This window comes from Cryobacterium glucosi (assembly GCF_004402235.1).
Classification (GTDB): Bacteria; Actinomycetota; Actinomycetes; order Actinomycetales; family Microbacteriaceae; genus Cryobacterium; species Cryobacterium glucosi.
On the sequence record NZ_SOFS01000005.1, the window covers coordinates 80,751 to 93,586 of the forward strand.

A 12,836-nucleotide genomic window follows, 5' to 3' on the forward strand; every position below is an offset into this window, starting at 1 on the left:
GGTGTCACGCCAGCGGATGTCGGCCGGTGCGGTTCAGAGGTCGAGCGTCTCGTTCGGTTCGAGGGCGGAGAACTCCCCACCGACCTGTTCGGTCGCCGCGGTGATACGCAGATTGGAGAGGTCCTTGCCTGCGCGCGACAGCAGCATTTCGTGGGTCGGGAAGGTGCGGCGCGGCTTCACGGCGAGCACGTAGTCGATCACTTCACTGATCTTCAACCAGGGCGCGCCGGCCGGAACGGCGAGCGTGTCGACATCCACTCCTGCCGGGACCGTGAAGGAATCGCCGGCGTAGTACAACCGGTCGTTGACGAGCACGCCCACGTTGTCGATCACGGGGATCGAGGAGTGGATGACGGCGTGGGTGCGCCCGAAGAAGCGAAGGGTGAACTCGCCGACCGTCACGGTGTCGCCGTCGTGGACGACTTCGACGGGGTATCCCGATGCCGCTGCGACGACCCCCGCCGGTCCGAAGATCCGCACATCGGGGCTGAAGGCGATGATGCGGTCGAGCTGTTCGGGGGTCCAGTGGTCCGGGTGCTCGTGTGTGATGACGACGGCATCCGCCCGTGCCGTGTCGGTCACTGCCGTCGTGTAGGAACCCGGATCGATGTAGAGCTTGCGTCCCGCTACCTCGACGATCAGGGCCGCGTGCTCGAGCTTGGTCAGTTTCATTTCGGTCCGTTCTGTCGGGTGTCTGGACCGAGCTAATACCCAGATGGCCGGGTGATGCAAGCCGACGACGTGCCGTGTCGTCTGCTCGGTTTGGAGCGGACCCGATCCGTGTGGCATACTCGGTAAGTTGCAAAAACGGCCCCATCGTTTAGCGGCCTAGGACATCGCCCTCTCACGGCGGTAACGCGGGTTCGAATCCCGCTGGGGTCACAATTGCCCGGTTCCCTTGAAAATAGAGGGAACCGGGCTTTCTTGTTTAAGCGCCCCGGAAGGGTCGTTTTCGGGTTTGGCAATATTCTGGCAATATCCGATTTGCAGGCCATCTGATCGAGGGCCGTTGCGACACTGTCAGGTGCCCCAAGCCCAGCACGGGCGTGCAAGGCCTTGTGCCCGGCCGCAAACGAGTTCAGCGTGGGAGCATGAGACGAATTATGTTCGGTGGCGCCTCGTTCTTGACGGCAGATCGAATCGGTGACGCACTCGTTGCCCTTTTGGTCGTCCTCAATGTCAAGAGCTGCTCCGCGGTCGCGCGCATTCCCGTTGTTCTCATCAACGGCACGATCGTGACTGCAACGTTGCTCCTCGCACCGGCAAGCCCGTTCCTGGTCATTCCAGAAGAATCACCGTGGCCTGAACCCGATGCGTCGGAGACCGTCACTCACCTCTCGAATCTCGAAGTGCTGGCTTCCGCCCCGAGCCAGAACGGGTACCTGGAAACGATCGCAGTCCCGGACTGCGAATGGAGTGACCCGGACCTGGACGATCTCTGATGATGACGAAGTAGGTGCCAGACCGCGAACGGCACGTCTCCCTGGTGTAGCCAACGGGGGTCGGGATCGTGACGATGCGAATCTGTTTGTGCCGATTGATGTTATTCCGAAGTCGGTGGAGTACGTTGCGGATATGCAACGGAGGCGTGTGAACCAAGCAGGTAGTAAGAATCGCGGGTGCGATGTCGATGCCTGACCGACTAGCCGCGACGGAGGACTCGTTGAACGCTCTGACGGGTGACGAATCGCGCCTGTATGAGCCCCTTCTGGCTCTGTTGCCTGTCGACGGGCTGTCCATCTCCACGTTCGGCCACATTCTCGCCGCTGAAACAATTTCCGCGAGCGACGCGCAATCGTTCCGGCTCGACGAGCTGCAATTCGATCTTGGTGAGGGCCCGTGCTGGGACGCGCTGGAGACTGCGGCGCCAGTCCTGGAGCCGGACATCCGTGAACGGCCCAACCACGTGTGGCCGGCCTTTTCGGAAGCAATCATCGCCGAAGATTTCGGTGCGCTCTTTGCTTTTCCATTGATGCTGGGCCCGCTGCGCATCGGGGCGATCGACCTGTACACGAACCACCCGTTTCGCCTCGGTGAGCAAGACATCCGGCACATCGAGATCCTCGCAACCGTGGTGAGCCGGATGGTTCTCTCTCGAGCTCTCCGGCTGTCCGAAAGTGACCTCGTGGGTGAGGCGGACACGGCCACCCGGCGGGCATTCTCTCGTCGGGAGATCCATCAGGCCACGGGCATGGTCCTGGCGCAGCTGGGCATTCCCGCCACGGATGCCTTCCTCGTGATCCAGGGACATGCGTTCGCCGCCGGACGATCCATGCTCGACATTTCAGCCGAGATCATCGACCGTCGATTGAGCTTTGCCGTGAACGAAAAGCAGATCGAAGGGTCTCATGATTGACAGCACCCGCGAGGATCGCTTGATCGACACGTTCGCGACCCTCGCCGACACCCTCGTGGCCGACTATGACGTGGTCGATCTTCTGCAGACGCTGGTCGAGAGTTGCGCGGATCTCTTCGACATCTCGGCGGCGGGCATCCTCCTGGCGGATGCCGACGGCGAGTTGGAGGTGATCGCCTCGACCAGTGAGGCGAGCAGGCTCGTCGAAGTCATGCAATTGAGTGCCCGTGCGGGCCCCTGCGTGGAATCCTTCACGACAGGCTCTGTCGTATCGCTGCCGGACGTTGAGGACAGCCCTCCCGAGTGGCAACGTTTTCGGGACAGCGCCCGGGAACAGGGATTCGCTGCCGTCTTCGCCATCCCACTGCGGTTGCGCGAGACCACGATCGGTGCACTCAACCTGCTGTCCAGCGTTCCCGGAGCCTTGCCGCCCCGAGACGTTCGAGCCGCACAGGCGCTAGCCGACGTGGCCACGATTGGAATCCTGCAGGAACGCACGCTTCGGGAAAGCATGTCCGTTCGCGAACAGCTCACCAACGCACTGACGTCCCGAGTGGTGATCGAACAGGCCAAAGGCGTGCTTGCGCACTCTCGCGGCATCTCCATGGAGGAAGCGTTCATCCTGCTGCGGACGTACGCCCGAACCAACCGCTTGCTGTTGTCGAGAGTGGCCCAAGGTCTCGTTGACCAGACCCTTGTGATCTGAGGCCTCCGGCCCGAGTTTGCCTCGGTGGCTCGCGCGCGGTGAGGGGCCGGACGCATATCGCCTGAAGGGGTCCAGGCGATGCTGTGCTCCTGGTTGGCGAGCCGAACCCGATGCGTGTCGCTCGGAAGACAATCGAGCGGGATCCGGATCGCGTTGGGTCAGGACACTTTGCCGGGACCGTCAAGGCCGACGGTGCAGGGCGAACCCGGTTCCGGAGCGGTTGTGGCCCCGCGGTACTGGGCAATGAATGCCGCGAGCCGGGGGTCGGAAGGGTCGCTGATGTCGAGCTGCGCGCCCCATGCCGATGCGACGATCGACGACGGGAGACCGGAGAACGGAGAGAGGATCGCGTATGTGGAGGGGATCACCTTGCGCAGCGCTGCGAGTTGATCACCCGTCACCGTTGAAGCGTCGTAGGCGACCCAGACGGCGCCGTGCTCGAGAGAGTGCACCGCATTCTCATTGGGGACGTTCTCGGAATACACGCCACAGTTCAGGAGAGTGACGGAGTGGTCTCCGCCCACCGGTGGCAGCGCGTCGTATTTCACGGTCCCGGTGACGTGCTCGGATGTCTGGTTCGGAAAGGTCTGCACGCCGTCAACGGACGTCGGTGCCGCGCCGTTCATCGAATGCCGTGGCGTGTGGACGGAGGGCGGCGACTTCGGCGCGCAGGCGGGCGAGTTCCTGTTCTTCGGGACCGTCGGCTGTTTTGCCGCGGCCGCGTCCGCGCATCATGAACCACATCATCAGGCCCATGCCGACGGGGCAGATCAGGGCGGGGAGGATGTACAGGAATTGCTGCATGTCAGGATCCTTCTGGTTGGGTTGATTGGGTGGTTTTGACCATGGTGGTGAATTTCCGCCGGAGGGCGCGGGTCGACAGACGCCCGTGCGCGATCAGCCGGCCGTCGGCGACAAGCCCGGGGGTGAAGGCCAGGCGCTGCTCACGGGCGATCGCGCGGCCGGTGTCGCTGTTCACGTCGACCTCGTCGATCTGGAGGGCGAATTCGGCGGACAATTCGGCAAGTACTCTCTTTCCCGCGATACAGGAGGGGCAGTCGCCTTGAGTGAGCAGGGTCAGGGTGATCATGACGTCGTATCGGTCTTCAGGTCGAGGAGAAGCTGGTCGACGGGCACGAACATGGTGTACTTCGGAGCCCCGCCGTAGTCGGCGCGCCATGTGATGGTGCCGTCGGGACCCACGAGGATGAAGCTGTGGCCATCGGTGCTGGTGCCCATCATGCCGAATTCGTTGGCGTGGTACTTTTTCGAAGTGACCAGGTCGGGGTCGGACAGGACCGGAGTTTTCAGGCCCATGTCGGTGGTTTTCCGAGCGATCTGCTGGGCCGGGTCGGTTGTGATGGACACGACGGCGTCGATTCCCGCGGCCTGGAGCTTCGCGGCGTCCGTTTCCAGGCTGGTGATCTGCGTCCAGCATGGTTCGCAGGCCAGGCCTTCCTGAAAGAAGAGCAGTACACTTTTGCCGGAGTAGTCGGCCAGGGACACCTGTCCGCCGGAGTTGTCGGCGAGCGTGAAGCCTGGTGCGACCTGACCGATGCCGGGGGTTCCGACGTCGTACGACGACTGCGTCGTCGTACCGGCGGCTGCCGTCTTCGGGGCGTTGGCGCTGGCGAAGACGCCGTATAGCCCGGCGAGGACGATGCCGGCGATCAGCAGCCCGGTGATCCAGCCGAACCAGCCGGGGCGGCGGGACCGGATGCTGGGGGACTGTTGCGTGTTTTTGGGGGCGGAACTCATTTGGTGGTGTCCTGTCCTGTGCGTGCGGGGGTTTCGAGGGCTGCATCGCTGCAGCAGCTGGATTCAGAGTCGGCGGACTGAGCCGGCCCGTCGGGTGTTGCCAAGGTTGGTTCCGGGGGCTTTGGCTCGGTGTGGCGGGTGGCGCGCCACACGAAATAGCCGCCGGAGGCAACCAGCGCGATCGCCACGGCCCAGCCGGGAAGCCAGGCGAGCGCCTTGGTCGCGACGGAGACACTGTGTTGGAGGTCGGCGCCGAACTGGGCGAGCCAGCCGCCTGAGGTCATGCCGGGTCCGACCGCGGCCTGGAAATAGGTGAGGATGGCCATCACGATGAGTAGGACGGCGGAGGCGAAGCTGCCGACGGCGAGGCTGCGGCGGTACCGGCCCAGGTGCAGGGTGATCTGGCGTCCCTGAAGCCACTTGCTTGAGCCCCAGTCCCTGCGGTCCCAGACCAGCGCCAGGACGGCGAGGGGGGCGACCATTCCGGCCACATAGGTGAGGCCAACGGCCAGTGCCGCGGGGAACGAAGCCGTTGCGCCGGAGAGGACCGCTACGCCGATCAGTACCGGAGCGCAGCACGAGCTGGCCGCGCCGGAGAACACTCCGAGTCCGTAGACCGAGGCGAGGCCGTGACCGGCGGGAACGCGGCGGGCGAGCATCGGAAGCTGCAGCTTCCAGCCGAACAGCATTGCGATTCCTCCGATCAGCATTGCCGTGGCGGCGATCGTGAAGACGATCGCGTGCTGGCCGGAGATCAGGCCGATCAGGGCCGTTGCTCCCAAACCGATCGGCACGATGATGGTCGCGACCCCGGCAGCGAAGACCAAGGTCGCTCCCACGATGCCGGAACGCCGACGCATGCCCGACGCCAAGTAGGCGGGCAACATCACCGACACGCAACAGGGCGCGAGCAGGGCAACCAGGCCGCCCAGGAAGGCGGCGAGCAGAGTGCCGCCGAACAGTAGATTTTCCATATATTCGTCGCCTTCACTCGGGCCGCGTCCTGCGCGGACATTCACCTATCCTCCTAAGGAGATTAGGTGATGGTGATGCAGTTGTCTAGCTGGCGTGCCGAAGCTGAAAGTCAGCTGGAGAAGCGACCCTCGTCCATGCTGTCGACGGCACACGGGGCATGCGCGGCGGGCGCAGGCGCAGGCGCGCTGCCGGAAGAAGAAAGGGACGCCGACAGGCTGGTTTCCGGCTCGGCGGGGCACAACGCGTGGTCCGCGCTCGTCACGGCCGGCCAGCCGAGGGCGAGTCCGGGCGCGACCAGCAGCAGCGCGATCGCGGCCGCTGCAACGCACGCGGGGACGCGACCCACAGACTGGCGTGGAGGGAGGAGTCGGCGGACGCGGGCCGCAGCCCCGGTTCCAGTGGCTCCGAGTGCGACGGCCGGCACTGCATGCGGCGGCACGGCTACGACGGCCAGGAGCGCCGCCGCGACCGTGAGCCGGTGAGTTCGTGCGGCAGCGACATCGTCGGCACGAAGTTCAACCAGGCGAGCCGTCTCCCGCGCAGCCAGCCGGAAAGGCGGGAGCCCGTGAAAGGCCTGCGACAGTGCCACGGAGAATGCCAGGGCGAGGTCATGCCGTTCAGTGAGGTGTGCGCGCTCATGGGCCAAAACCGCGATGAGCTCCTCGTCCGTCAAAGCGTGAAGCGCGGCCGTGGTGGCTACAGTGCGCCGGTGGATTCCCGGCATGCAGTAAACCGCCGCTTCCGTGGAATCGAGGATGACGATATCGCGATCGAAATCCGGGCGACCAACCATGTCCAGAACTCGACGATGTGCATTGCGCTCCCGTGACATCCGGGCGCCCGTTGATGCCAGGCCCCAGAAGCAGCGAGTGATGACGGCGCCGGCCAGCAGCGCCCCACCAATACCGACGGCGGCACCGGCCGGCGTCGAATACTGCTGTTGCAGCGCCATTGCACAAGCCTGGAGGTCGTCGATGATGCCCTGTCCGCCCAGGCCGGCGATGGGAATCGCGAAGGACAGGCCGGCGAGGGCCAGCGAGCCCACGACCGCGACCGTCAGGGCCTGCCAGGACGCGATAGCGAGCCGAGGCGCGCGATCGACCCAGTTCGCGCGCAACAGGAGCCGGGGGGCGGCAAGGGAGAGCGCTATCGCGTACACGGTCAGGATGATTGCGACAGTCATGACTCCGGCTCGTTGTCCTGCGCGGCGGAAAGCAAACGGCGGAGTTCGGCTGCTTCGTCGTCGGGCATTTCGTCGACGAAGCCCACGAGTGCTGCCGCCCGATCGTCGGCGAAGGACAGCGCCTCGCGGATGAGTCCGGACACATAATCGTCCCGGGTGGCCGCGGGACCATAGCGGAATGCGCGGCCGTCCCGTTCCTTGCTGAGCCAGCCCTTGCGATTGAGGATCTCGGTGACCGTCTGCACGGTGTTGTAGGCGAGCCCGCGATCGAGCCTGTCGAGGATTTCCCGCACCAGGAGCGGGTCCTCGGCCTGCCAGACCTCGTTCATGATCGCGTTTTCCAGATCACCGAACTTTGCCATCGTCGAGCCCTTTCGAAAATTGGTGTCCCTCGCGAACCGACCGGAAATGGGAGTTCACGTCAATCGTAGTCACCTAAGTTGATTAGGCGGCCAGGGGCCGCGGAGTGCCATGAACGCTCCGCGGCTTGTCAGGGGGTCGGCTACATGGTGGCCAGGATGTCCTGCATTTGTCTGATCTGCGCCGTCTGGTCGGCAATGATCTTCGTGGCCAATGCCTGTGCTTCCGGGTTCTGCCCGTCCTTGAGCTCGACGTTGGCCATGTCAATCGCGCCCTGGTGGTGCTGGATCATCTGCTGGAGGAACAGCTTGTCCGCGGCCGGGCCGGTCGCAGCGTCGAGCGCGGCCATGTCCCCATCGGTCATGGAACCTGAACTCATGTCCATTCCGGGCATGTTGGTGGCGGTCGCACCCCAGGCTGTGACCCAGGAGCTCATCATCGTGATCTCCGGCCCTTGGGCCGCCTTGATCTGCTCGGCGAGAGCGGTGACGCGTGGATCGACCCCGGTCTTGTCGAGCATGGTCTGGGCCATGGTGATCGCCTGCTGGTGGTGGTCGACCATCGGCATGGCGAACGAGACGTCGGCATCGTTGAACACCGCTGTCGATGCGGCGGGGGCGGAGGATGCGGATGCACTGGCGCCGCCGGCCGTGGTGGCACCGGCCGAACAGGCGGACAGGGCGATGGCTGCGGCTAGCGCGGTGGCGGTCAGGAGGGGAATGCGTAGGGAAATCAAGGGGAGTCCAATCTGTCAAACAAGGGTCGTGATTGTCGTCTGCGGAAGAAGATCCGGAGACAGCGAGCGTGCTCGCGGATGCAGCGAGACACGGAAATTGCTGGAATGGGGAGAGTCCGCCGCACCAGGTGGAGGCTCACAGCCGGTTGTTGATCAGACGCGGCTAATCGACAGGGCCGTCAGCGAGGGCGGTCGTTGTGGAGGGAGGCGAAGCGGGAAAGTGGGTGCTGCGCGCACGGAGGAGCGGTCGGCAACGAGGGCAATTGCGTGCTGGGCTGCAGGATTGGGGGAGTGCGCGATGAGTCCGGCGGCACACGCGGACCCTGTCATGAGGCAATCGGTGGCACACATGCCGAGACAAGTCGACGGCAGGTGCGACCTTCCAGATGCAGATGCCATGGAAATCGAGGCGGACGGCAGTTCGAAGTCCGACCCCCCTGCGCTGAGGACTGACATGTTCGAATGTGCGTCAGACATAGCGTGGGAATGCGGTGAGGCTTCGGATTCTGCCGCCATCCCTGCATGCATCGCTACCAATCCGAAAACGATGGCCGCAAGCGAGAGGATTCCGAGGAGCGAAAGGCGCAGTTGCGCGGCGGCTGTGAACGCGCGCCTGCACGGCTGAGCTTCCACCATGGCGTTCCCTTCCTTCCCGTGCCGTCCGGAGGCGGCAATGCTCACACTGTAGTCAACGGATGCTCCGCGCGGTCTGAGAGGACCCACCTGATTCCACGAAGAGACAGCCAGAGGTCACCAAAGGTCTCATACCTATGGGGGGTATAGGCTGATGATGTAGGCACCGAGAGACACGGTGTCGAGCACCAGCAATTTCCTCGAGAGAATCGTTCATATGAGCCCATCGGCCGAGACCAGGATCATGCATGCGCATGCGGCAGCCACGACCACGACGAGGCAAGACGGCATGGGGCACGGCGGCGGCCATGGCACCATGACGATGAGCAGCATGATCCGGGATATGCGCAACCGGTTCCTGGTGGCCGCGATCCTGTCCGTTCCGATCACGCTTTTATCGCCGATCGGCCGGGAGGTCATTGGGTTCACTTTTCAGGCACCGTTCGGGCTCCGTGACGACATAGCAGCGCTGATCCTTTCACTTCCGGTGATCTTCTACTCCGCATGGATCTTCTTGGACGGCGCCTACCGGGCGCTGCGGGCGAGAACGCTCGACATGATGGTGCTTGTGGCCGTCGGCGTCGGATCGGGCTGGCTCTACAGCGTCGTGGTCACCCTGACCGGCGGCGGCGACGTCTTCTACGAGGCCGCCACTGTCCTGGCCAGTTTTGTACTGCTGGGGCACTGGGTCGAAATGCGGGCACGGGGCGGCGCCAATGACGCCGTCCGCACCCTGCTCGAGCTGGCCCCCGCGCAGGCCTTCGTGATCCGCGAGGGCGAACCCGTTGAAATTCCCACCGCGGACATTGTTCCGGGCGACCTGATGCTCGTGCGCCCGGGATCCAAGGTCCCCACCGACGGCGTTGTCGAGTCCGGTGATTCCGATATCGATGAATCCATGGTCACCGGGGAGAGTCTTCCCGTGGCCAAGACGGCCGGCTCCACGGTGATCGGCGCCACCGTGAACACCACGGGCACCCTCCGGGTCCGGGCGACGAAGGTGGGCGCGGACACCGCACTCGCCCAGATCGTCGCGCTCGTGCAGGAGGCCCAGAATTCCAAGGCTCCCGGCCAGCGCCTGGCCGACCGGGCGGCGTTCTGGCTCGTGCTGGTCGCCCTGATCGGCGGAATCGCCACCCTCCTTGTCTGGCTGATCTCGGGCGCAACCGGTCCCACGGCCATGCTGTTCGCGATCACCGTGGTCGTCATCACGTGCCCGGACGCGCTCGGGCTGGCGACCCCGACGGCGATCATGGTCGGGACCGGACTTGGCGCCAGGCGCGGCGTCTTGTTCAAGACTGCGACCGCGCTGGAAACGGCCGCACGGATCGACACCGTGGTGATGGACAAGACCGGCACCCTCACCCAGGGCAAGCCGGAAGTGACCGACTTCGTCGCGATCGGAATCGACGAAGACGAACTGCTGGCACTCGTTGCCGCCGTGGAGCGCGAGTCGGAGCATCCGCTCGCCGCTGCGGTGGTCAGCTACGCTGCGGGACGGGGTGTGACCGTGAGCGACGCCATCGACTTCGAGAACGTACCCGGTCACGGGGCCGGGGCGACCGTGAGCGGGCGCCGCGTGCTTGTCGGCAACCGCAAGCTGATGACCGCGCAAGGCGTTGATATCGAACCAGTCAAGGACCAACGAGATGCGCTGGCGTCAACAGGACGCACCGCGGTCCTGCTGGCCGTGGACGGCAAGGCGACCGGCGTCGTTGCGCTGGCGGATGCCGTGGGCCCGACCGCTGCGGCAGCCGTCGCCGCCCTGCATGACGCCGGGACCCAGGTCGTCATGCTCACCGGAGACAACGAAGCCACCGCCGCACGCATCGCCTCCCAGCTCGGGATCGATACCGTGATTGCCGAGGTGTTGCCCGAAGACAAGTCCGCGAAGATCACCGAACTTCAGGCCGCCGGCAAACGCGTTGCCATGGTTGGCGACGGAGTCAATGACGCCCCGGCGCTGGCGCAGGCCGACCTGGGGATCGCGATCGGTGCCGGCACCGACGTCGCCATTGAGACGGCGGATGTCGTGTTGATGCGGTCCGATCCGTTGGACGTCCCCGTCGCGCTGCGGATCGGGAAGGGAACCGTTCGGAAGATGCGGCAGAACCTCGGCTGGGCGATCGGATACAACGCCATCGCCCTGCCGATCGCGGCTGGCGTCTTCTTCCCCGCATTCGGAATCCGGCTCAGCCCCGAGATCGCGGCGATCTCGATGTCCGGCTCCAGCGTGATCGTCGCCTTCAACGCGCTGATGCTCAAGCGCCTACGCCTGCCGCGGCCTGCAGGGAATCCCTGAGGATGAACCATCCCATCACCAGGACTTGGCTCCAACCATGAGGCCGGATAGCCGGACAACATCCCAACGCTCGCCTTCCAGCAAGTAAGCCCCCGAGTCAATCCTCCATACAGTCTCCACACGCTCGCCAACGGTCCTGCATACGGGGCGCGCAGAGTGGACACCCTCAACGAAATCGTCAGAGGAGAAGCAAAATGCGCATGAACGCACTCGTCGTAACGGCGATCGCTGGAGCTGTCGCGACAATCGTCGGTCTGACTGGGCTGTCCGTCGGTGTCGTCACCGCCACGAACGGGAGCGCGCCAGTCTTTGGTAACTCGGCCGGATCGTCGTGCGTGCAGCCGCCACTAGCGGGATCCATTGTGAATGTGTCGCTGCGGAGCATGGGCGGACCCATGATGGGCAACAACTCGAGGATGGGCGCTGACAACGGGATGACGGGTAAGAGTACGGGGAATCGAACGATGCCACGCGGGACCATGAGTCTCAGCATCGATCGATCCCGTGTCGGCTCAGGAGTCGTTTCCTTCCTGGCCACTAATGAGGGCAGCATCCGCCACGAACTGGTCATCCTTCCGCTGACGGATTCGCAGGTCGCGGGCAGCAGGCCGACCTCCAGCGAAAACAAAGTCGACGAGACCGCGAGTCTCGGCGAGGCCTCCGCAACGTGCAACGCCGGTGAAGGCTCCGGAATCGCTCCCGGGAGCGCCGGCTGGGTGACGCTCAACCTGGCGCCGGGACGATACGAGATCGTCTGCAACCTGCCAGGCCACTATGCCGCGGGGATGCACCAGGAGCTGATCGTGTCCTGACTCGACGAACACGCGAATTCTTGAGCTATCGAAACAGAACAGAGCAAGGGAGAAAAATATGATGTGGGGAAACGGGTCTTACATGGCGTGGGGATGGCCCTTCGGGTTGTTGGTCGTCGTCGGCATCGTGCTGTTGGCCATTTGGGCGGTCCGATCCTTTGGCGGTTCGGTACAGCACCACGATCAGCGGGCGGCAACGTCGCGCGATGAAGGGGCCGTGCAGCCGAGCAAGGCTCGCCAGATTCTGGACGAGCGCTTCGCAGCCGGCGATCTGAGCGCCGATCAATATCGAGAACAGCTGAAAGTGCTTGGCATTCCATCGTCCGGTGCCGACGGCGGCGATGGAAAGCGCTAGACAAGGATCAGGAATCTTAGGGACCGTTCGTCATCTGACAGATCATTGATGCAATCTGATACCCCCCGGGGTATCCTGGTACTTCCGTTTCATCAATGAAGGAGAAACCCATGTGTAGTCCCGTCCGCTGCGACCGTTGCAACAAGATCACCTGGGCTGGATGCGGCGAGCATGTGGCCAGCGTGATGGCCGATGTTCCGCCCGCCCAACGCTGCACCTGCAACTAACCAGCACTGTCCCGTCTTCGCGAGGGGTTTCGAACGAGTGTTGACGAGCAGGGAGGCACTCATCGCCTCCGCACTCAGGCTTCAGAGCGAGACACATCAGCGACTGGTTGCCGTCTCCGGTGGCCAGTCGCTCTGCACTCTTTCGCGCGGCGCTGACCGCTTGCAGAGCCTGAAGTATTTCGAAGGAATGGCTGCGGCCCTTGCCGAGGTGCGTCGGGCAATCCGTCTCCTTTCGGATTCTCCCGACGAGGATACCCACGAGGCGCTTCGCGACATCCGCGATCGATGGGCCACCCAGTCCGGTGCGCCGGGTCGCACCGGTTGGGCGTGGGCGGACTACCTTGCCGGCGGGGTCGACGCGGTAGAGCGCCTGCTCGCCGAGTATCCCTGGCTACCGCACGGAAGGCGCGGTTGCCCCGCCGACGCGACCCGC

Annotated in this window: 16 protein-coding genes and 1 tRNA gene; 7 read left to right on the top strand and 10 right to left on the bottom strand. The window is 64.4% G+C overall.

The genetic code is table 11. The features are described 5' to 3' along the window. Positions 1–33 precede the first annotated feature (33 nt). Positions 34–672 carry an MBL fold metallo-hydrolase gene (locus E3O46_RS00730; protein WP_134560917.1) on the bottom strand — a complete coding sequence of 213 codons (639 nt, stop codon included), beginning with the start codon at positions 670–672 and terminating at the stop codon, positions 34–36. Between the two features lie 137 nt (positions 673–809). Here E3O46_RS00730 and E3O46_RS00735 point away from each other — a divergent pair. The 4 genes from E3O46_RS00735 to E3O46_RS00750 all read left to right on the top strand — a co-directional run bounded on the left by E3O46_RS00735 (position 810) and on the right by E3O46_RS00750 (position 3,062). After that, positions 810–882, top strand: a tRNA-Glu gene (locus E3O46_RS00735). A gap of 221 nt (positions 883–1,103) precedes the next feature. Continuing rightward, positions 1,104–1,442, top strand: coding sequence for a hypothetical protein (locus E3O46_RS00740; RefSeq protein ID WP_134559357.1), 339 nt, complete (start codon positions 1,104–1,106; stop codon positions 1,440–1,442). A gap of 182 nt (positions 1,443–1,624) precedes the next feature. Then, the gene (locus E3O46_RS00745; RefSeq protein ID WP_134447437.1) at positions 1,625–2,356 is read left to right on the top strand and encodes a GAF and ANTAR domain-containing protein; all 732 of its coding nucleotides are present in this window, start codon (positions 1,625–1,627) and stop codon (positions 2,354–2,356) included. Further along, on the top strand, positions 2,349–3,062 hold the full coding sequence (locus tag E3O46_RS00750) for a GAF and ANTAR domain-containing protein (RefSeq protein WP_134447439.1): 714 nt from the start codon (positions 2,349–2,351) through the stop codon (positions 3,060–3,062). The genes E3O46_RS00745 and E3O46_RS00750 overlap by 8 nt, the downstream gene beginning before the upstream one ends. Before the next feature lie 158 nt (positions 3,063–3,220). On the opposite strand, the gene E3O46_RS00755 is transcribed toward E3O46_RS00750, so the two are convergent. The 9 genes from E3O46_RS00755 to E3O46_RS18945 all read right to left on the bottom strand — a co-directional run bounded on the left by E3O46_RS00755 (position 3,221) and on the right by E3O46_RS18945 (position 8,710). Beyond that, the gene (locus E3O46_RS00755) at positions 3,221–3,655 is read right to left on the bottom strand and encodes a DUF3105 domain-containing protein (protein ID WP_166790718.1); all 435 of its coding nucleotides are present in this window, start codon (positions 3,653–3,655) and stop codon (positions 3,221–3,223) included. A 4-nt stretch (positions 3,656–3,659) separates the two neighbouring features. Beyond that, on the bottom strand, positions 3,660–3,866 hold the full coding sequence (locus E3O46_RS00760) for a hypothetical protein (RefSeq protein WP_134560794.1): 207 nt from the start codon (positions 3,864–3,866) through the stop codon (positions 3,660–3,662). A 1-nt stretch (position 3,867) separates the two neighbouring features. Beyond that, the gene (locus E3O46_RS00765; protein ID WP_134560793.1) at positions 3,868–4,152 is read right to left on the bottom strand and encodes a thioredoxin domain-containing protein; all 285 of its coding nucleotides are present in this window, start codon (positions 4,150–4,152) and stop codon (positions 3,868–3,870) included. Continuing rightward, positions 4,149–4,820, bottom strand: a complete 672-nt coding sequence (locus tag E3O46_RS00770) for a peroxiredoxin family protein (protein WP_134447446.1) — start codon at positions 4,818–4,820, stop codon at positions 4,149–4,151. Before E3O46_RS00770 ends, E3O46_RS00765 begins: the two co-directional genes overlap by 4 nt. Further along, positions 4,817–5,794, bottom strand: coding sequence for a cytochrome c biogenesis CcdA family protein (locus tag E3O46_RS00775; protein ID WP_134560918.1), 978 nt, complete (start codon positions 5,792–5,794; stop codon positions 4,817–4,819). The genes E3O46_RS00770 and E3O46_RS00775 overlap by 4 nt, the downstream gene beginning before the upstream one ends. 110 nt (positions 5,795–5,904) lie before the next feature. After that, the gene (locus E3O46_RS00780; RefSeq protein WP_134560790.1) at positions 5,905–6,978 is read right to left on the bottom strand and encodes a M56 family metallopeptidase; all 1,074 of its coding nucleotides are present in this window, start codon (positions 6,976–6,978) and stop codon (positions 5,905–5,907) included. Then, entirely contained in the window at positions 6,975–7,340 is a 366-nt protein-coding gene (locus E3O46_RS00785) for a BlaI/MecI/CopY family transcriptional regulator (protein ID WP_134560919.1), read from the bottom strand. The genes E3O46_RS00780 and E3O46_RS00785 overlap by 4 nt, the downstream gene beginning before the upstream one ends. Before the next feature lie 140 nt (positions 7,341–7,480). Beyond that, positions 7,481–8,074 (bottom strand): DUF305 domain-containing protein, encoded by a 594-nt coding sequence (locus E3O46_RS00790; RefSeq protein WP_338145012.1) that lies wholly within the window; start codon positions 8,072–8,074, stop codon positions 7,481–7,483. 153 nt (positions 8,075–8,227) lie between these two features. After that, the gene (locus E3O46_RS18945; RefSeq protein ID WP_420897714.1) at positions 8,228–8,710 is read right to left on the bottom strand and encodes a DUF6153 family protein; all 483 of its coding nucleotides are present in this window, start codon (positions 8,708–8,710) and stop codon (positions 8,228–8,230) included. Between the two features lie 214 nt (positions 8,711–8,924). Here E3O46_RS18945 and E3O46_RS00795 point away from each other — a divergent pair, with 214 nt between their 5' ends. The 3 genes from E3O46_RS00795 (at position 8,925) to E3O46_RS00805 (ending at position 12,176) form a co-directional block, all read left to right on the top strand. Then, positions 8,925–11,009 (top strand): heavy metal translocating P-type ATPase, encoded by a 2,085-nt coding sequence (locus E3O46_RS00795; protein WP_134560920.1) that lies wholly within the window; start codon positions 8,925–8,927, stop codon positions 11,007–11,009. A gap of 479 nt (positions 11,010–11,488) precedes the next feature. Continuing rightward, on the top strand, positions 11,489–11,821 hold the full coding sequence (locus E3O46_RS18610) for a sulfocyanin-like copper-binding protein (protein ID WP_241975538.1): 333 nt from the start codon (positions 11,489–11,491) through the stop codon (positions 11,819–11,821). A gap of 58 nt (positions 11,822–11,879) precedes the next feature. Next, positions 11,880–12,176, top strand: a complete 297-nt coding sequence (locus tag E3O46_RS00805; RefSeq protein WP_134447456.1) for an SHOCT domain-containing protein — start codon at positions 11,880–11,882, stop codon at positions 12,174–12,176. Positions 12,177–12,836 lie beyond the last annotated feature (660 nt).

Coding starts and splice junctions, on each gene's coding strand:
- E3O46_RS00805 (WP_134447456.1), top strand. CDS start 11,880: ATGATGTGGGGAAACGGGTCTTACATGGCGTGGGGATGGCCCTTCGGG.
- E3O46_RS00745 (WP_134447437.1), top strand. CDS start 1,625: ATGTCGATGCCTGACCGACTAGCCGCGACGGAGGACTCGTTGAACGCT.
- E3O46_RS00740 (WP_134559357.1), top strand. CDS start 1,104: ATGTTCGGTGGCGCCTCGTTCTTGACGGCAGATCGAATCGGTGACGCA.
- E3O46_RS18945 (WP_420897714.1), bottom strand. CDS start 8,710: ATGGTGGAAGCTCAGCCGTGCAGGCGCGCGTTCACAGCCGCCGCGCAA.
- E3O46_RS00760 (WP_134560794.1), bottom strand. CDS start 3,866: ATGCAGCAATTCCTGTACATCCTCCCCGCCCTGATCTGCCCCGTCGGC.
- E3O46_RS00765 (WP_134560793.1), bottom strand. CDS start 4,152: ATGATCACCCTGACCCTGCTCACTCAAGGCGACTGCCCCTCCTGTATC.
- E3O46_RS00750 (WP_134447439.1), top strand. CDS start 2,349: ATGATTGACAGCACCCGCGAGGATCGCTTGATCGACACGTTCGCGACC.
- E3O46_RS00730 (WP_134560917.1), bottom strand. CDS start 672: ATGAAACTGACCAAGCTCGAGCACGCGGCCCTGATCGTCGAGGTAGCG.
- E3O46_RS00785 (WP_134560919.1), bottom strand. CDS start 7,340: ATGGCAAAGTTCGGTGATCTGGAAAACGCGATCATGAACGAGGTCTGG.
- E3O46_RS00780 (WP_134560790.1), bottom strand. CDS start 6,978: ATGACTGTCGCAATCATCCTGACCGTGTACGCGATAGCGCTCTCCCTT.
- E3O46_RS00795 (WP_134560920.1), top strand. CDS start 8,925: ATGAGCCCATCGGCCGAGACCAGGATCATGCATGCGCATGCGGCAGCC.
- E3O46_RS00775 (WP_134560918.1), bottom strand. CDS start 5,794: ATGGAAAATCTACTGTTCGGCGGCACTCTGCTCGCCGCCTTCCTGGGC.
- E3O46_RS18610 (WP_241975538.1), top strand. CDS start 11,489: ATGAGTCTCAGCATCGATCGATCCCGTGTCGGCTCAGGAGTCGTTTCC.
- E3O46_RS00770 (WP_134447446.1), bottom strand. CDS start 4,820: ATGAGTTCCGCCCCCAAAAACACGCAACAGTCCCCCAGCATCCGGTCC.